Origin of the sequence: uncultured Aquimarina sp. (assembly GCF_947500065.1) — a bacterium.
GTDB lineage: Bacteria > Bacteroidota > Bacteroidia > Flavobacteriales > Flavobacteriaceae > Aquimarina.
In genome coordinates this window covers 1-17,846 of the sequence record NZ_CANMQT010000006.1, presented here as the reverse complement: position 1 = coordinate 17,846, position 17,846 = coordinate 1, and the positions used below count along the sequence as shown (strand labels likewise).

General features: G+C 31.8%; 15 protein-coding genes and 1 pseudogene. 11 read left to right on the top strand and 5 right to left on the bottom strand.

Annotated features, from left to right (window positions below; translation table 11 throughout):
- Positions 1-67: 67 nt before the first annotated feature.
- From tssO to Q0975_RS17315, 5 genes are read right to left on the bottom strand one after another with little or no spacing between them, the layout of a single operon-like run.
- Positions 68-589, bottom strand: a complete 522-nt coding sequence (tssO, locus tag Q0975_RS17335) for a type VI secretion system TssO (RefSeq protein ID WP_299438963.1) — start codon at positions 587-589, stop codon at positions 68-70.
- A 27-nt stretch (positions 590-616) separates the two neighbouring features.
- Complete coding sequence (locus tag Q0975_RS17330) at positions 617-1,774, bottom strand: hypothetical protein (protein WP_299438961.1); 1,158 nt, start codon at positions 1,772-1,774, stop codon at positions 617-619.
- A gap of 35 nt (positions 1,775-1,809) precedes the next feature.
- The gene (locus tag Q0975_RS17325; RefSeq protein ID WP_299438959.1) at positions 1,810-2,799 is read right to left on the bottom strand and encodes a PKD domain-containing protein; all 990 of its coding nucleotides are present in this window, start codon (positions 2,797-2,799) and stop codon (positions 1,810-1,812) included.
- A gap of 23 nt (positions 2,800-2,822) precedes the next feature.
- Positions 2,823-4,658: a type VI secretion system baseplate subunit TssF gene (locus Q0975_RS17320; RefSeq protein ID WP_299438957.1), complete on the bottom strand. Its 1,836-nt coding sequence runs from the start codon at positions 4,656-4,658 to the stop codon at positions 2,823-2,825.
- Positions 4,659-4,666: 8 nt separating this feature from the next.
- Positions 4,667-5,098 carry a GPW/gp25 family protein gene (locus tag Q0975_RS17315; protein WP_299438956.1) on the bottom strand — a complete coding sequence of 144 codons (432 nt, stop codon included), beginning with the start codon at positions 5,096-5,098 and terminating at the stop codon, positions 4,667-4,669.
- A 203-nt stretch (positions 5,099-5,301) separates the two neighbouring features.
- On the opposite strand from Q0975_RS17315, the gene Q0975_RS17310 reads away from it, so the two are divergent.
- From Q0975_RS17310 to Q0975_RS17260, 11 genes and pseudogenes are all read left to right on the top strand, one after another.
- Positions 5,302-5,928, top strand: coding sequence for a C40 family peptidase (locus Q0975_RS17310; RefSeq protein ID WP_299438954.1), 627 nt, complete (start codon positions 5,302-5,304; stop codon positions 5,926-5,928).
- Between the two features lie 32 nt (positions 5,929-5,960).
- Entirely contained in the window at positions 5,961-6,884 is a 924-nt protein-coding gene (locus Q0975_RS17305; protein WP_299438952.1) for a hypothetical protein, read from the top strand.
- Positions 6,881-7,756: a TssN family type VI secretion system protein gene (locus Q0975_RS17300; RefSeq protein WP_299438950.1), complete on the top strand. Its 876-nt coding sequence runs from the start codon at positions 6,881-6,883 to the stop codon at positions 7,754-7,756. The genes Q0975_RS17305 and Q0975_RS17300 overlap by 4 nt, the downstream gene beginning before the upstream one ends.
- Positions 7,757-8,014: 258 nt before the next feature.
- The gene (gene tssD, locus Q0975_RS17295; RefSeq protein WP_299438948.1) at positions 8,015-8,401 is read left to right on the top strand and encodes a type VI secretion system tube protein TssD; all 387 of its coding nucleotides are present in this window, start codon (positions 8,015-8,017) and stop codon (positions 8,399-8,401) included.
- Positions 8,402-8,547: 146 nt separating this feature from the next.
- A complete protein-coding gene (tssD, locus tag Q0975_RS17290; protein ID WP_299438946.1) occupies positions 8,548-8,943 on the top strand; it encodes a type VI secretion system tube protein TssD in 396 nt (131 codons plus the stop codon).
- Positions 8,944-9,410: 467 nt separating this feature from the next.
- Positions 9,411-11,195, top strand: a complete 1,785-nt coding sequence (locus Q0975_RS17285; protein ID WP_299438944.1) for a phage baseplate assembly protein V — start codon at positions 9,411-9,413, stop codon at positions 11,193-11,195.
- An 18-nt stretch (positions 11,196-11,213) separates the two neighbouring features.
- On the top strand, positions 11,214-12,203 hold the full coding sequence (locus Q0975_RS17280; protein WP_299438942.1) for a hypothetical protein: 990 nt from the start codon (positions 11,214-11,216) through the stop codon (positions 12,201-12,203).
- A 32-nt stretch (positions 12,204-12,235) separates the two neighbouring features.
- A complete protein-coding gene (locus Q0975_RS28520; protein ID WP_366889041.1) occupies positions 12,236-14,182 on the top strand; it encodes a DUF4280 domain-containing protein in 1,947 nt (648 codons plus the stop codon).
- Between the two features lie 14 nt (positions 14,183-14,196).
- Positions 14,197-14,454: a hypothetical protein gene (locus tag Q0975_RS17270; RefSeq protein ID WP_299438940.1), complete on the top strand. Its 258-nt coding sequence runs from the start codon at positions 14,197-14,199 to the stop codon at positions 14,452-14,454.
- A gap of 29 nt (positions 14,455-14,483) precedes the next feature.
- Complete coding sequence (locus Q0975_RS17265) at positions 14,484-17,492, top strand: hypothetical protein (RefSeq protein WP_299438938.1); 3,009 nt, start codon at positions 14,484-14,486, stop codon at positions 17,490-17,492.
- 17 nt (positions 17,493-17,509) lie between these two features.
- A pseudogene (locus tag Q0975_RS17260) lies at positions 17,510-17,846 on the top strand (hypothetical protein); the annotation flags it as partial.

The window sequence follows — 17,846 nt, the reverse complement described above, 5'->3', positions numbered from 1 at the left end:
GCTATTCGCTTTACAACAGTACTTTTTTAAAAAAAAACTCCCTTAAAAAAAAGATTACAAACAAATCTTATCTTGATCTAGATGCTCTGCATAAATCTAAATCACTTTTAGATCTTTCTAATTGCTCTCTAGTCTTTTCTAATGCTATTTTATATTCTTCTAACTCTTTAAATTCTTCTTCTTGCTTAGACAATAAATCTTTCATCTCTTTAATCTGTCTATAAGAGCTAACAATATTAACATACATCTTATACCTATATGTAGTATCATTTGGATCAATAGTTTCGCTTAGATCACCGATTTCCGACTCTAATGATCTGTTTATATAATACAAATCCTCTTTTTTATCGGGTCTATTAAGTGAATCAATTAATTTCTCAATTTTAAACATTCCTTTAGAAAAATCTTTTTGAAATTTAACATCCTTTTCCACTGAAGCAGAACGTTCTCTAAGAACCTCATTTTCCTTAAGAGGAACTCTATCAAAATCAAAAAAGAATGCCGTTACAATTAAAGCGACTGTAAATAAAAATAGTAAGGCAAATTTTAAAACACTATTCCTTCTTTCTTTACTGTTTTTTGGTTTCATTTCTGTAAATTATAATTTATACACGCATTAATCTAATAAGAAACTACGTCTGTTTTTAACATCCGGTTTTGCAATAACTTCTTCCTTTACAAAGATATTAGAATCTGATTTTTTTCCAATATAATCAAGCTCATTTAATTTCTTAAACAAAGAAAGCATTAGTTTAGTAAAGCTAGACACATTATGTAAAGCTTTATTAATATCCGTATGCTGATATTCTAAATCCATCATTTCTACTAACACATTCTCAAATGCACCTTGATTAAGATCACACCAATCAGACAAATAATTCAACAATTCTTCTTTACCCGTTCCTACATAAACATCCATACTATTCTTGATTACCCTAGCAAGAGACATCAACTTAGTAATCATTGTAACTGGTGCCAGATGTCTATCATACAATCTAAACTCTGGCAACATCCCTCCCAGATACTGTAATGTATTCTGAGTCAATGTCAACACCATAGTAGCAAGTTCATTAGATTGCTTTTTTTGATAAATCTTTTGTATAATATTCATAGAATATTTCTCTATGGCATTAAAAAAAGTATGTATCTCTGTATAGATATACCTAAGATCCTGATGGCTTTGTATGGACACACAAGGAGGGATAAAATCTTCTGCTAGAGATGCTACTCCATCATTAAATTCTATTTTACCAATAGTAATGTGATGTTTCCCGAATTCTTCTTCATTTGCTTCAGCCATATTAATCACATTCAAGCTATACTCCGGTAATACATGAGGATGTCTTGGTGGCTCTTCTTCAGGATCAGCATCTCCTACAGGAACTCTACCATAAGGATCCACACTGAGAACAATATAACATTCTTCCTCAGTTCGATTAATCTTATATTCTGTATTAATGATACTTCCTTTTTGTTCTAAAGAAGAGGATATCTCTGGAGTAATATTAATTATATATCCTCCTTTAGTAATAGCCCTACACCTATTAAGCTTTACTTTCACTGTATCCTGACCATCTATAGAAAACACCATATCTACAGCATCATCACCTGCTAAATCGGGTAACAATCCATAATTTATTGCATTGATATCCTTAGAACCAATAAGTTGCGAAAAATTAGTAAACGCATTATCAGCCTCAATAAAGTGATTCTTATTGATCTTCATACCGTCAATCCAGTTGACTCGATGATGATTTTTATTTTTTAATTCCATCTTGTTTAAAATATACTTGTGTTAGAAACATCTAATCAAAATAAGCTTCCTTTCTTATAATCAATCACAATGTTCTTTATACAATTGTTCTCTTCATGAGTTAATCTCAATTCCTTAACTATAATATTTTTCCCTTTTATTTTTTCGCAAAATTCAATAAAAGTGGTTCGTTTTTTCCTTACAATAATCGAAAGATCAAGATTTCCACATAAATAAGCTTTAAAATCATTTGCAGTTAATTTCTTTGTTGAAACCAAAATAATCTTTGATTTAAATGATTCTTCGTTAATAAAAGGTGCCTTAAACTCGTCTTTCGGATCTTCAGAAATAGGGTCATCTCCAATAGGATCAATAGGAATTATTGACACATCACGAACCACTGTTTCATCTCTTTGAATTCTTTCCGCCTTTTTTGGCAACACTTCAATCGTCTGTGTTGTAGCATACTTAATCTCTCCATTTACAATCAAAGTAATTGTTTTCTTTCCAGAGGTACTATAGGTATATTCCGGATTTTGCTCTTTAGAGGTTGCTCCAATGGCATCTTCAAAATTCCACTCCCAAGATTTTGCTTCCAAGGTATTATCTTTCACTTTCAGCTTATCTCCTACTCTAATTTTCGGTGTAAGAATCTCAAACTTAGCTTTCTTTAATGGATCCAGGACTTCTTTTTTATCCAGGATAGTAATTGTTTTAAGTTTAGGACATTTACCATTAACAATCAAAGAAATCGTATAATCTCCTGATTTTTTATATGTATGATATGGTTTTCTTCTGGTATCTATTGCAGTACTATCACCAAAATCCCATTTCCACTCCAAAGCCCCTAACGTTTTATCCTCAAACTCAATGGATTCATCAACCCTAATCTCTGTTTCTTTAAACGAAAAATCTATGATCTCACATGGAGTATAATTAACGTACTTAAAAGCAAAAACCGTCGCTGTGACTAATATTGTTATTACAAAAAACAATATGACACTTTTATCTAAATGATAATTTGTTGTGTTATTGGATGTTTTCATTATTAATTGTTTTCAATATATAATTAACTTACTACTGTTATCTTGTATGGAAAAACATTTAAAGATTGTTGCTCCAAAATAGATAAAATATTACTTTTTAAAGAATCCCACTCCACAGAAGAAGTAGTTTCTTTTTTGTTTTCTATAAGCGTAACTTCTATACAAGGGATAAGACCTTTGGATATATGAATATCAGTCTTAAAACCCTTAGACACTTTAACTTCTTCAACCTTGCTACTACATAACTCGTAACAAAGTGCCTTCACATCTTCTCTAGTAACAATTCTATTTCTAGATAACAATGCTCTCCTATATGCATTTAGTCTCTCCTCCATTCCTAAGTTATTCTTTCCTTGGAACGTAGAAGTCAAAAACATACTACCCTTTTGTTTCAGATCACTTCCTTGATAAATACTTAAACTATTACCGGATTTAATATAATTAGCATCTTCTCCATTAGTAACCCAGTACTCTACTAAAAGTGTATCCTTCTTCTTATAAGGCTTAACCGAAATGTAATTGGTCTCTTCTGAAGTCTTCTTCATATCGGACACCTTCTTTTCTAATAACGATATATTCTGATTCAGTTCATTGATATTAGACTGCAGAAAGTCATTTCCAAAAAACGAAAAAGAAGCACTTTCATCTTTTAATAATTCTATTAAATGTATCAAATACTCTCGTGCCTTTCTATAATCTAGTTTACTTACATTATCTCTTCTGATTACGTAAGTACCTTTATCGTCAAGAGCAGAATCATTTTCTCTTAATCTATACTCCTTTCCTGAAGTATTAGAAATAGATTTTATATCCAAAAATAATTCCTGAGTACTAATAGGTACAATATCTATATAATCCTTTAATTGATAAGAAATACTCTCCCATTTTCTATTCAACGCAGGAAAAGCATTAAAAGTACTATAAACACTCTCCAAAATTACATCATCAATAATCCTCGGAAATTCTATTTTAATCCAATTAAAATCATCTAGATCATCATGATCTTTCTGATTTATAAAGTTAGAAAATTCTTCTGGTATTTTAGCCTTGGAGTTTAATGAAATGTCTGATTTTATAGAAATAAAGTGTTTTCTGTACAACTTCTTTACCTGATCTTCTATATTTTTTGTTTTATTGGGCTTATAATTAAATATAGATTCTAAACTAATACGTCTTGAAATGTCACTATTATAGTACCCTGGAAAACACTCAAACTCTTTACCATCAAAATAAAAGCTTGCATTTTTTAAGTGGTGATAAAAAAGTTCATTTTCTTGAACATCTAATAATTCGAAATAAAACGAAACATTTTTCAGGGAAATTTCATCTTGATCAGTCTTAACCCCTAAGTACAATGTAGAAGGAGGCAGTGAACCACCTTTGTTTAATGATAAGGCACTTGTGTTTTTTCTCTTACCCTCTAGTTCAAAAATTTTATTTCCGCATATCATCCGACTTATAGAAGCATCAATAAGTTCATTTTTTTGGATTGGAGAAAAGTATATATTTTTTAATTCTGTACTAGCATTCTTTGTTTTTATCTTTTTTTTGAAATACAACAAATGTTCTGGAGTAATGGTCGTTCTTTTTTCAATTGGTTCAGCATAAACAATACCATGAGCTGGACGTGATCCATACAAGGTTTCCGGTGTCATCAATTGTATCAAACGCTCCGTTATTCGGGTTTGAGAATTATCAATTTCGCTAGAAATTTTTTCTATTTCCGACGCACATGCACCTATTAACAACGATACCACAGGATCAAAAGAGCTTTCAATTTCATTTGGGGAAACTCCCCAAAGTGAAGCTGCCTTTTTGATCATTCTATTTTTTATCTGAACTTTATTTTCTGTACTCATAAACCCTTTTAAAATGAAAGTGGAGCGATATAAAATCTTTCCAAACAAGAGAATTGCTCATTAGTCCTACTAACAACACCATTTACCTTTATTTCTACACGTTTCTTAATCCTATTCAAACTCCCCCTGTTTTTAAACTCCTCTTGCTTAATTGTTACTTCTATTGTAACTTTTTTAAGTCTTTTTTCTTGAGAAACAATACTTTCTACCAAAGATTCGGAAATCGTGTTTCGTAATTTATTAGTACTTGTTAAGTTATCAAAATCAACATTCCAGATAGAACACCCAAAAGTTTCATCAAAAGTACATTCCCCGAAATATGAGGTTGTAATTAGATGAATATACCCCACTATAGATTGTTTGAGATCACAATTCTCAATTTCCTTATTTTTTACAATCCCAAAAGTGTCCAATGGTAACTTATAATACGAAGTAATCATAAATGATAATTTGTGTGCCTTAATTTACTTTGTAAGCAAATGCAATTTAATAAAGATTTTATTTATCAGCACTTCATAATTCAATAATCTAACTAAAAAAACAACAATCTATAATTTTCTTATTTTATTTTAGCGTTATCAATACATAGACTATAGAAAATAACTATAAGTTTTTTATATTTGTGTAAATTTTTATTTTTCACATGAATACACTTTATAAAACGCTATTTTTATTTATCATTATTGTTGGGGCAATGAGTTGCGGAGGATCTAAAAAAGCAGAGCAGGAAGCCTTAGCTCAAGCAAGGAGGGATTCCATTGCATTAGCTCAAAAAAATGCAGTATTACCAATTCAAAAAAAATATGGAGCCATATTGGGTGTTTCTCCAAAAGAAATAAGCAATGTTCCCCTATTTGAGTTTATTGACGACTGGATGAATGCTCCATACAAACTTGGTGGGAACACTAAAGAAGGAATTGATTGCTCTTATTTTACTCAATATATTTTCCATGATGTTTATGGTAATTTAATTGAACGAACGGCTCAAAAACAATTTGACGCACCAGATACAAATAAATTTAAAGGACTGCATAACCTAAAACAAGGGGATTTAATATTTTTCAATAACAAAGGTTCTGAATTTCGAGAAATTACCCACGTAGGATTTTACTTAGGAAATAACAAATTTGTTCACTCTACCTCAAGAAAAGGAAACTCAGGAGGAAATGGCGTGCAAATCAGCAACTTAACGAAGCAACCTTGGAAGAGGATGTTCGTTGCCGGAGGAAAAAAACCTAAACTCGAAAATAACGAACCAATAGAAAACTAAACAAAGTAGCATTCTTTACACCAACTAAACGAATGAACGAAAAAGAGGTACAAGAAGTTTATACAGAGTTAATAAGTACTTATCAAAATCTAAAAGCAGAAATTTTCGTAACTGAGATTTTAGAGAATTCTGATCTAGATCTCACGGATATTGATGTATTCAATCAAAGTACATTCTCCAGATCATACAGAAGAGATGTGATTGATTTCAAGGTAGATTCTTATTCAGCAGATACTGATAAACTACAATTCAATTTAGCAAGAAATGGTCTTTATGACACACTTCCTGAAGGCGTATTTCACGAACCTGTTACCTCAAAAAGTAACCTTTCATTTACCGAATTACATCAGAAGCAGAAAAAACAAGAAAAAGATGCTCGATCTTTTTTCTCTCCACTTGAAAACGAGTTTTTTACTCAAAAAGTGAATATAGAAAGAAACGAAAGAAAACTAATCAATGAATTTGCTAATCTAAAGACTGATTTTCTTTTAAAGTTTTGGAATTTAGATCCTGATATCCCTGTAAATTACAGCATTAAATTATTACAATTACTACCATATGTACATAAAATATCTGGAGAAATTGAACTAACCGCTTTAAGTCTCGAAAAAATTATCGGAGAAAAGGTATCTATTGAAAAAAAATACAAAACCGTTGATGAAAATATAAATGATATATCTACGGAGCATCAACTTGGCGTGGATCTTGTTTTAGAGTTAAAAGAAACGATTATCTCTTACCCTTGTTGGGAAATTACTATAGGACCCGTGAATGAAAAAAATATTGATAAATATATAGTGAGTGGTGCTACTAAAAAATTTATTACTATCTTTTGTGACTATTTTATCCCTATGGAAATAGACACAAAAATAAACGTAACATATTCGAGTAAACAGGAAACATTTGTATTACATGAGACTAACAGTCCTAGAATGGGGCTAACAACTATGATATGAATTTGATATTACAATCTACAGCATTAAACGCTGATTTTTTTAAAGTAGGAATTTTATTATTGGCCGTTAGTGTTATACTAATGGGAGTCGTTGCTGGACTAAAGAAACTTTTTGTAAAAAACAAAAAAAAATTCTTTCTATATATGCTAGTAGTGCTGCTGCTATTTGCTGGTACCGCCCTGTTAAGTAATGAAAAAGTTCTTAACGATATTCCTTTGAATAGCTTCATAGGATTTCAGATTATATTTCTATGTCTTGGATCTTTGCATGTTTTTGCAATGCGTAAATTTTTTCCAAATTTACTCGATGACAATCCTACTAAATTTTGGCCAGAGTTCTTATACACTATAGTAACTATATTTGTAGGTTTAATAACATTTCTTTTTGTAGTAGGCATTTACAAACCAGAATATAAATACATATTCGCTGCATCTTCCATATGCTTTCTTATCCCTATTATGGTTGTCAAATTATATGAATTTGCAGTTTCTGTTCCAGTACCCATATATAAGAAATGGTTCTACCCTATTGACAAAAAGATGAAAGACCCTAAAGATGATGAATTAATAAATCCACTTGTTATTTCTTTTGAATTTAATAAAGGTGAAAATATAAATGAACTAAGTAATTTCAGGTTAAAAGCTCCGGAAAAAATGGAATTTGGCAAACTTTTCTACTTCTTTATTAATGATTATAATGATAGGCATCCTGAAGGAGAAATTGAATTTCTTGATGACAAAAACAATCCTTACGGATGGATCTTTTACACCAAACCTAACTGGATAGGAACACAAAGTCATATAGACTTTACAAGAACGATTGAAGGAAACAATATCAAAGAAAATGACATAATTATCTGTAAAAGAGCATAAAAGAATTCTGTTAAAATATTGTTAAAAAAAGATCTCAAATTGTTCGTTGAGATCTTTTTTTTATTGGACAAACTTCACGATAAAGTGCAAATTCCCTGAAAACAGTGTAGTCCTTTTCTTTCTTAACATATTGATTTAACAATACTTAACGATAACACAACAGTAGCACTTAGATATATTTCAGTATCTTTACGATGTACAAGTTACATTTATTATATACTTATTTATTTATTATTATTAATTTAAAAATTATTTATTATGTCTTTTAAAGCAAAATTAAAAGTAGGTGGAAAAGAGTATAACGTATTAAATTGCAGTTATGGCTTACACCAAGAAACAGACGCAACTGGTCGTCCTTCTTCAATTACACGTGGAGGTTTGATTACTATTGAAGTAGAGTCTACTTCTGACACTAGCTTATCGGATTGGATGTTTAACAACTTCGAAATGAGAACTGGTTCTATTGTATTTCTAAAAAGAGATACTGAAGCAACTTCTAAAGAATTAAATTTTACCGATGCATACGCTGTAAAATATAGAGAGAATTTTGATGCTACAGGAAAAAATCCTATGACAGAAACAATTAATATTTCTGCTAGAGAAATAGGTATCGGAAACGGTGAACATGTAAATGACTGGGTATAATCCTAATCGTTTTATATAAGATTTAGATAAAGGGAGTGTTTTTTTTTCACTCCCTTTTCTATCTTAAGTCATCATTTCCTCTATTTACATTCTTGTAAACAATAATGGAACTGATAAAGTAGTTATTAATACTAAAATTATTACTTATGTCATTTTTAGCAAAACTAGATCTTGATGGGGAAGAGATTAATATTTTGGATTGCTCTTTCACCTTCAGACAAGATACCGATTATACAGGGAGACCTTGTGCAAAACCTCAAGGAGGACAAGTTAGCTTATTAATAGAATCCACATCAAAAACAGATTTTCTTGAATGGACTATTTCTCCCACAATTACTAAAAGTTGTAAAGTTACTTTTTTTAGAAGAGACAATATGTCAAGCCTAAAAAATGTAGAAATTAAAGACGCTTATTGTATAGAATACACAGAACATTTTAATGCCGAAAGCGCAAAGCCTTTGCAGATACATTTAGTACTTTCCGCCAAAGAAATTTCAATTAAGGGAACTACATTTATCAACAATTGGCCATCTAAAACTTAAGCGCAGTAATTAAGCTTAGATAAACAATTGTGAAGATCATCTTTAATCTTCACAATAATTTCAGCATCCATAAAGTTTGGATGGTTATGACCTGTAGACAATTCAACTTTTGGACTGTAGTACTTATCGTTACAAATAGATATATGATTTTAGTTATAAGAGAATATCTCGAATTACTTTAAGTTCTTTCTTGGGGTGTATTATGGTTTCTAGAACTGAGGTGTGTCTAAAGCCTGTTTTAAAAAGTAAGATTCAAAATACTTTTGCAGATAAAACATTTTCTCTTTTTAAGACTTAATCCATAACTAATACGTTATCTCTATATAGACAAAAAAAATGTTTACTACCTAAATGAAAAAATAGGTCGTAGTATTAGTTACCAATATAAAAATGGTAACTTTATAAAAACTGAGTGAAAATTATTTATCTGCTTATGGCAAGTGGATAAATCACAAAAAATAAAACATATGGCATTACAATCTACAACACAAATATTTATTGGAGGTGCTTCAATAAATGCTTACAAACGATTAATGCTACATCAAGAAATTGATGCGCACCATATATTAGAGTTAGTTTGCAGAATGGATGTTCTGGAAGACATCACAGGAGACATTGCATCCCAAACTAAAAATTACCTTGGACAAATCATTACAGTTCAGATATCATCGATTGGAACTTTATCTGGTTATAAAGAGTTTGAATTTAAAGGCGTAGTAACCTCTGTAAATAGCACTATGGGATTCCATCAACAAAATGGTGACCTTGTTACCATAAAAGCACACAGCTGTAGTATCATAGCGGATGATGGACCACATTACAACTCTTTTAATGATGTAGATTTAACAACCATATTAGATAACACCTTCCAAGGATATGATCAATCCAAGTTAGAAACGATTTTCAGTCCTTCTAGTAGTGACAACATTCACTATAGCGTACAAAATAAAGAAAGTGCCTTTCAATATGCTAGTAGATTAGCAGCACAATATAGCGAATGGTTTTATTATGACGGAAGTGCTTTAATATTCGGAAAACCGGAAGATCAAGAAGAAGTTACGCTGACTTATGGTCATGATTTACAAGAGTTCTCATTGGATTTAAAACCTACTTCAAACAGCTATAAATACTTTACAAATGATTATTTAACAGATAGTCACCACGAAAAAACCACTGGTGAAGTGAGCTCTGGAGTTAATGGATATAATGGTTTCACCAGCAATAAGGGCGATGAACTCTTCCCTAATGAAACTAATGTCTATTTAAATTCCTATAATGACCCTTCTCTGAAACAAAGGTTAGACATGCATGTGGAACAGCAGAAAAAGGCTGAAGAAATGAAACAAGTGGTATTTAAAGGAGCTAGTGATAATCCAGGTATCAAAATCGGTCAAATTGTAGGGATTAAGGGAGATGGTGCGGATTATGGAAATTATAGAATTACCCGTGTTACTCATACAAATACGGAGAACGGAAGATACCAAAATAAATTTGAAGGAGTAACTGCCGATCTAGATGTATATCCAAATACAGACCTGATGGCTTTTCCGAAAAGCGAAACTCAGGTAGCTATCGTAAAAGAAAATAATGACCCGGATGGAATTGGAAGAATTCGTGTCCAATTCCCTTGGCAAAGAGTAACTGGCGAATTAACTCCTTGGTTAAGAATCGTAACACCTCATGCGGGTGGAGATAAAGGTTTTCATTTCATTCCAGAGCTGGATGAAGAAGTATTAATTGGTTTTGAAGGCGGTAACGCAGAAAGACCATATGTATTAGGCACACTGTATACTGGAGGAGCAAATCCTGCTGGCTGGAATACGCAGAATAATGACGTAAAAGCTTTACGAACAAGAAGCGGTCATACAGTAGAACTAAACGATGCCGATGGTGCAGAATTCATCACTATTACAGATAAAAATCAAAATATAATAAATATAGATACTGCTAATAATAATATCACGATTTCCGCAGGAGAAACAATGACTTTTAATGCTAAAAATATTGAAATCAACGCTACCGAAGAGATTAAAGTTAATGCAGGTACTAACATGATTACACGTGTTACTGAAGACTCTGCAATATCAGCAAAGAACTCTACAGAAACTATTGAAGAGAATAAAACACTGGTTGCTAAGGAAATTCTGGACAATGGTGAAAAAGTAAGAATAGAAAGCTCTAAGCAAAACATGGAACTGGTTAGCTCCAAACAAGTTGACATTCAGGCGGACGATAAAATAAAACTATTTTAATAGTAGTAATTACGGATAATGGCTCGACTGGATATTGGAACTAGTATTATAGAGGAAACAGAGGATAATAAGCTTGATCACTTTTCCTATAATCCTGTAGGGGTAGCAAATACCTATGGAGTAGTTTTAATTTCAGAAGATGAGAAACAAAAAAAACTTCAGATTCATTATGAAATTGACGTAATGTGTTTAGATGAAACAGAGGATAATCATTTCGAATTTGAGATTTTAAAACATCAGGTTTATATAAACGAAAAAGCTCCGGACATCCTCATAGACGAATTATCGGAGCGATGTGGCAAGGTATTATATCCATTATTGCTTAAGGTGAACAGACAAGGGCAAGTAGTTGCCATACTGAATCAAAAAGATATTAGAAAAAGATGGGAAACAGAAAAAGCTAGTATTAACCAATCTTATAAAGGTAAAGAAATCGAACTATTATTAAAAAACATGGATACTGTGATTAATAATACAAATCAATTAACCGATCTTATACTACAACGAGACTGGTTTATAACCATGTTTTTTTCTCCGTTGTACAACATCAATTTGACCGACAAAAAAAAGAATAAAATATCATTGCCGTTTATCCCATACTCTCCTGGAGTAATCTTTGAAACAAAAAACAAAATAAGTACACATTCACATAAAAAAAACGATGTTGTCATCAAACAAAAAGGAAAGTGTATTGATCCAAGAAGTGAACGAGATATATTGAGAGGAAATCTCATTTCTATTGATAAAATTAAAAAACCAGTTAAAGGAAAAATGGATCTAAAGTATCAAATCTATAAAGATTCATTAATTGCAGATGCTATTACTGGTGTTTGTAATTTGGAGTTCCCTTCGGGAAAAGTAAAAAAGATGACTGTGGAGATGTATAATTTAAAAAACAAAACTCCACTATCTTCATCTAAGAGAGCTGCTCTTTTTGAAATAAGCGAGGAAGAAGAAAAAAACATATCAAAAAAGAAGAAAAAACGTTTCTTTTTCTTTGGAAAATAAAACAACAATATCACTAATATAGACTAAGAAATATGAGTACAGGACATGTGGTAGTAGATGGAGCAATGTGTAAGTGTCAATTTGGTACTACACCTGACACATTGGTTGTACTAACTCAACAGAAGGAATATATAAATGATTCTGGAGGTAGTAAAAAGCTAATCGCCAACACTATGGATATTGGTATGCCGCTTAAAGCCAAAACATTTGGGCAGTGTAAATTACAGCCTAGTTCTAGTGGTTTCTTACCTTGCGTTCCTGCAATAACCCAATGGCAGGATTTCTATGATAAAGTGATATTATCTAATCAAGGACAAATACTTACTGAAAAGAGTAAGGCTATGTGTGCTATTTCTGGATCACCAAGTGTAGAGTTTACTTGGCATGGACAAACGGCTGCCGCAGGTAGTAGCAGTGTAGAACAAGCAGATGAAGAAGTACAGAGCCAATTAAATCCATTGGTGAATGTAAAAAAAATGGTCGAGTCTCAGGATAATGATTTGGAGACAGAAAAAGAAGATTGGGTACGAAAAGAAGAAGAAAGAGTAGTATCTGTAACTACAGACTTATACATAAAAAGTACGGGGGATTTAAAAACTCCGTTTCTGGATAGTACAGAAACTATGGAACATGATTCTTCTAAACCATTTATAGCAGGACTAAGAGGAATTTTTGGAAAAGGAATAAAACACACTGCTATTAAAGAATTTAAAGATGACCTCACAAAAGGTGCTGTGCCACCTCCCCAATGGCAAATTGAAAAATCTCTTTCTGAAACTCAAGTAGCTTATTATAAGGATAAAACAATACACCTTAATGAAAAATGGGTATTAAAAGCAGAAAAAGAACCAGCTGCCAATTGGATGCTATTTCGAGCAATGATTGAAGAAACAGGTCACTATATAGAGGATCTTATAAGAAACGAATATGATAGTATTGGTGGTGATGCTTCTGGAGATGAAGGAACACTATTTGCCGCAGACTTCATACGATACAATCAGTTACTTAGTAAAGATTTTGAATATGCATCTTTTAATATAAAAGGAGAAGATGGTAGTATTAGAGAATTTAAAGCCTCTGTAAAACAAAATCAACCTAATAGAGAAGAAAAAGCAAAAGATTTACTATTTGTAGAAGATGACAGTGATGACCACGGAATCGTTACACTTAAATCTGGAGAAAAAATAACTGTAGAGTTTTTTAAAATCCGAGGACAGGGAGCTGTTCACGAAAATATCACAAAACAAGCGGCAAAAAAAGCCGGACTAAAGTATGATTATCGATTAGATGAAGGTTGCGCTTGGCCAGATGTACCTTGCGGTGACGAAAACTCAGTAGAGACTTGTTATTATAGGACCTTTAGAGATGAGCATAAGGAAGGAACCATGGCTTACAGAACGCATCATGGAGATCTCCAGTTTTGGCACTCTATGGCACCGACTGGAGATTTTACAAATCAGCAAGTTGTAGATAAAATTGTAGAACAAGCAACAAAGTGGTACAAAAAGGCAATATCTGTAAAGAAAGCAAACCCAGACGCTAAAGAAAAAAATTATCACGGGTTATTTCATATGGGTAAAATTTTGCATATGGTTCAGGATTCTTTTTCAGATGCACATATTATAAGAGATAGTAACAAAGCTATAAAAAACATACAATCTTATAACAATCAAGACGCACATAAGCACGGTGAATCTGACGCTATAGATCCTAAAGATTGGACAAAGGCTCAAAAATATGGTCCCAAAAAGGACGGAGTATCTATTTATGATGCCAATGATAACCAGGTAGTAAAAATAAAAGGAGCGAAAGATGCTATCAATGCCTCGTACAAAATTTTAATGTTCTTCAAGCTAAATGACACAGAGAAGAGCTTAGAAAATTATTTACGAAATACTGTTTATAAATTTGCAAAGGATGAGAATGGTAAAAGTTATGGAACTCATAAAGCAGGTTCTGTAGAAACGCACTACGAATAATTAAAAAATATAAGATGATTCAAAAATTTGCACCTATAATAATCATAGTATTACAAATCATAAGCTGTATATGGTATCTATTACCATCTGTCAGTCATGCCCATGTTCCTGGAGGGTTCATTAGGATGATAATTTTTGGAGGAATTGCATTAGTATTATTGGTAATAGCAACCATTTTATATTTTATCTATAAGCCTACTGGTTTATTATGGAAAATACCATTTATAATTTCACTAGGTATGCTCCTATTAGCGTGGTTTTATAGTAAATAAAGAGAAAGAGATTAAATAGCAGATGAATTATGGCAAGTAAAAACAATATAAAAATACTCACTCCGGCTACAGAAGCAGTAGTTAATGATTCAGAACATTTAATAACGTTAGATCCGGGCGTTAGCGTTTCTTTAGAATTTACGGATACAGAAGGGCATACAGACGAAGAAATAAAAAACATCCAATGGATTGCCAATATGTTTCATAACAGCCCTAAAAACTCTAAGTTTCATAGTGGTTTAAAAGGTCCTAAAGCAAGTTTTAAAGTTCCTTCTGTATATTCTGGTGGTGGATTGGGCTGGGTAGAACCAGTATTGCCTGGACAAGAACCTACGTTTAAGCCTGGAAATGGATATTTTATCAATGCTATTGGAGAACGCAAAATTGACAGAATAGAATGGACAGACATTCATGGAAATGAAATTAGCGGTTCTAAATTCTTTACTGAAGCCGTACAATTGCATATTTATACTACTGGATTATATGGTCATGAAATAAAAGTCTGGTTAAAAGATACAAAATACTATGACTATAATCTAGATTTGGATGAAGATGTAAATAACCCAGATAATACGTTCGCTCAATATTTTAGTAGAGAAGTAAAAGTATTGCAAGATGCTGATGATACTACAAGTAAAGTACAAAAAGTAGTAATTGATGTCCGTTTAGAAAAAAGATGGGAATATGCAGGAGATACACTTAATATTATGCCAATTATAGAGTTTAATATAGATGGTAAGAAAAAAACGGCTTTTGAAGACAATGCAATCACAGTAGAAAAGCCTACTGAAAAAGAAGCAAAAACAGTAAATAATGCTACTAAATCAGGGAATAAACCTGTAATTATTGGTGATATTGTAACAGATGTAGCTGAGTTTAAACCTTGCTTTTATACTAAAATAGAAGCCATTTATAGTAAAGGTGATGAGGATACCACCGCTATTATTTATGATTCTAGTCAAGGATTAAAGCCAAAAACAATGTCCTTTGCCGCTGTTGCCGGTCCTAGACATGGAAGAAAAGAAGTAACTATTAAATTAGATACTGATATTGAGAATTGTCTTTTTGAAGGAAATGAAAATTTACATCACAAAGATAAAGTTATTGATCTTAAGGAAATAGATGATTATATTGTTGTAGAATCTTCTAAAAAAGATAAAGGATATCGTATTACTGATAAAAAAGATATTACCGTTGCCGGTTTAGAATTCGGACAAGAAGATGGTGATCATATGGATAATAACGATAATGGTGAATTTAATGAAGATCATACTTCATCAAGTCTTAATATTAATTCTATTATAGGAGGATTCGACCGAAAATCTGGCAAAGCTTGGAATCGTCCTAAAAAATCGTACAGTAACAAAGCTTTATCAGATACAGAGGTAATTATAGAAGTACCATATCAATATGGAGCAACTACTGACAAAGAAACATTAGGAGAAGTACTTAAATATATTTGGCCTGCAAGTAAATCTAATATACAACAATATCCTATCAAAATACACACATGTAGACAACCAGATACTTTAATCAATATAGATGTATATCCTGACATCAAGTGGACATTACAGTTTTGCTATAACACTGATCCAGAATCTTTTAATGATGTTCGCGAAAAATATAAAGATTATCAGGTACGAATAGAAGAAGTTGAAAAAGATGCAAAAGAGACATATGATGATAAGATTGACAGGAATGAAGATTTGGCAAATAAATATGAAAGTCTCATAGATGAGACTAATGAAAATAAAAAAAAGAACGAAAAAAAAATAAAGAAGCAGGAAAAAAAGATAGAAAACCTAAAAGGAAAAGATAAAGCCAAAGCAAAAACAAAATTAAATGTAATAAAGAAAAGACAAAAAAGCCTCAATAAGCAACAAGAAAAATATAAGAAAAAGAAGGAGAAATACGAGGAAAAAGTAGAAAAACTAGATGAAAAAAGAAAGAAATACAAAAAGAAAGGAGTAAAAAAAGCCAATAAGGATCCTGAATTAAGCAAGTCCAGACCTGATTTATATGATTTCGAGGATAATTTAGAAGATGGATTATCTGACATTGTGTTATCCTTATGGGCAGATTGGGATCGTCCTGCTGAACGATTTGAGGTAACAGTTGGTTATCAAAAATATGTAGAAATGCTTAAGACTATTTTACGTTTTAAAAAAATAGTTGATGACATTTTTGCGGGAAAAAAGAAAGGAAACATTAAAGGAAAGACTAAAGGAAAGAAAAAGAAACCTAATAGTACAAAGGCCGAAATTGCTGATAAATTGGCAGCTATAAAAAAAGCTTTTGCTCCCAAACCTTTAGCTTCAGTAAATATTATCCCTCCTTCCGTAGCATTGGCGGGTAGTTGGTATGCAGAAAACCCTAAAAGTCAGCAGCAAAATGAAATAGGTACCAATATAGAATTTACTGCTATTCTTGATCCTATCATAGGAGCTGAAATCGTACTTAATTTTATGGCATTAGTTCAAAAATCTCATCCAGTAGTATATTTCGCGCTAGGAATGATGGAAATGGGAGGTTTTGAAATTCGATTAGACCTTACTGTTACAGGATCTGTCTTTGCTAAAGGTTTTTTACAATACAATACTACTTCTGGAAAAAGCAATATTACTCCAGGAGATATTAAAGACTTAAAAGATCCGGAAGATGACTCTCCTCTTGAAGTAGGAGGAAGAATTGAAATGGAAGTATATGCAGGAATTAAATATGAAACTAAATATGATGTATGGAGCTATGAAGCTGCTATAGAACTAAATGCATACGCTACTGTAGTTACTGGGATTACCTTATCTGGATTTGTTGAATGGGTAAAAGATGACCCTAAATATCCTGATGGTGTATATCTTAATCCTAAACTTACATTTCATGGATTAACAGTTACTGTTGCAGCAAAAGGTAAAGGAGAATTTAAAAAAGAAGATAGTGAAGAAGCTATTGCCGAAATCGAAAAAGAAGTTAGTAGCGAATTTGTTGTAATGGATCCCTATGAAGCAGCTTTGGATTTTAAAATTCCTCTTGTAAATTAGCAATAAAATTGCAAAAAATGAATATCAAAAAGATAGTTTATAGTATAGTATTGATTACAATAGCATCTTGTGGTCAAACACAACAAAATAAAGAAATGACAGCAACACAATACACCCAGCAAGACATCTTAGAATTATATAAAACCGTAAAGCACTATGAAGAAGAAACGCACTATGGGATAAGAATCAAATCTGCAAATTGTAATTTTGAGATATTGATCAATGACAAAAAAGTTTTTTCTGTTAGAAAAAATAAAATAGGTTCTGTGATTAATGGAGGTTATGCACCTATTAATTATGGAATACTTAAAAGTGGAATACAACAAGTTACTATTAAAATACTACCTCCCGTTA

Coding starts and splice junctions, on each gene's coding strand:
- tssD (WP_299438948.1), top strand. CDS start 8,015: ATGTCTTTTAAAGCAAAATTAAAAGTAGGTGGAAAAGAGTATAACGTA.
- tssO (WP_299438963.1), bottom strand. CDS start 589: ATGAAACCAAAAAACAGTAAAGAAAGAAGGAATAGTGTTTTAAAATTT.
- Q0975_RS17305 (WP_299438952.1), top strand. CDS start 5,961: ATGAACGAAAAAGAGGTACAAGAAGTTTATACAGAGTTAATAAGTACT.
- Q0975_RS17265 (WP_299438938.1), top strand. CDS start 14,484: ATGGCAAGTAAAAACAATATAAAAATACTCACTCCGGCTACAGAAGCA.
- Q0975_RS17330 (WP_299438961.1), bottom strand. CDS start 1,774: ATGGAATTAAAAAATAAAAATCATCATCGAGTCAACTGGATTGACGGT.
- Q0975_RS17325 (WP_299438959.1), bottom strand. CDS start 2,799: ATGAAAACATCCAATAACACAACAAATTATCATTTAGATAAAAGTGTC.
- Q0975_RS17280 (WP_299438942.1), top strand. CDS start 11,214: ATGGCTCGACTGGATATTGGAACTAGTATTATAGAGGAAACAGAGGAT.
- tssD (WP_299438946.1), top strand. CDS start 8,548: ATGTCATTTTTAGCAAAACTAGATCTTGATGGGGAAGAGATTAATATT.
- Q0975_RS17310 (WP_299438954.1), top strand. CDS start 5,302: ATGAATACACTTTATAAAACGCTATTTTTATTTATCATTATTGTTGGG.
- Q0975_RS17300 (WP_299438950.1), top strand. CDS start 6,881: ATGAATTTGATATTACAATCTACAGCATTAAACGCTGATTTTTTTAAA.
- Q0975_RS17315 (WP_299438956.1), bottom strand. CDS start 5,098: ATGATTACTTCGTATTATAAGTTACCATTGGACACTTTTGGGATTGTA.
- Q0975_RS17285 (WP_299438944.1), top strand. CDS start 9,411: ATGGCATTACAATCTACAACACAAATATTTATTGGAGGTGCTTCAATA.
- Q0975_RS28520 (WP_366889041.1), top strand. CDS start 12,236: ATGAGTACAGGACATGTGGTAGTAGATGGAGCAATGTGTAAGTGTCAA.
- Q0975_RS17270 (WP_299438940.1), top strand. CDS start 14,197: ATGATTCAAAAATTTGCACCTATAATAATCATAGTATTACAAATCATA.
- Q0975_RS17320 (WP_299438957.1), bottom strand. CDS start 4,658: ATGAGTACAGAAAATAAAGTTCAGATAAAAAATAGAATGATCAAAAAG.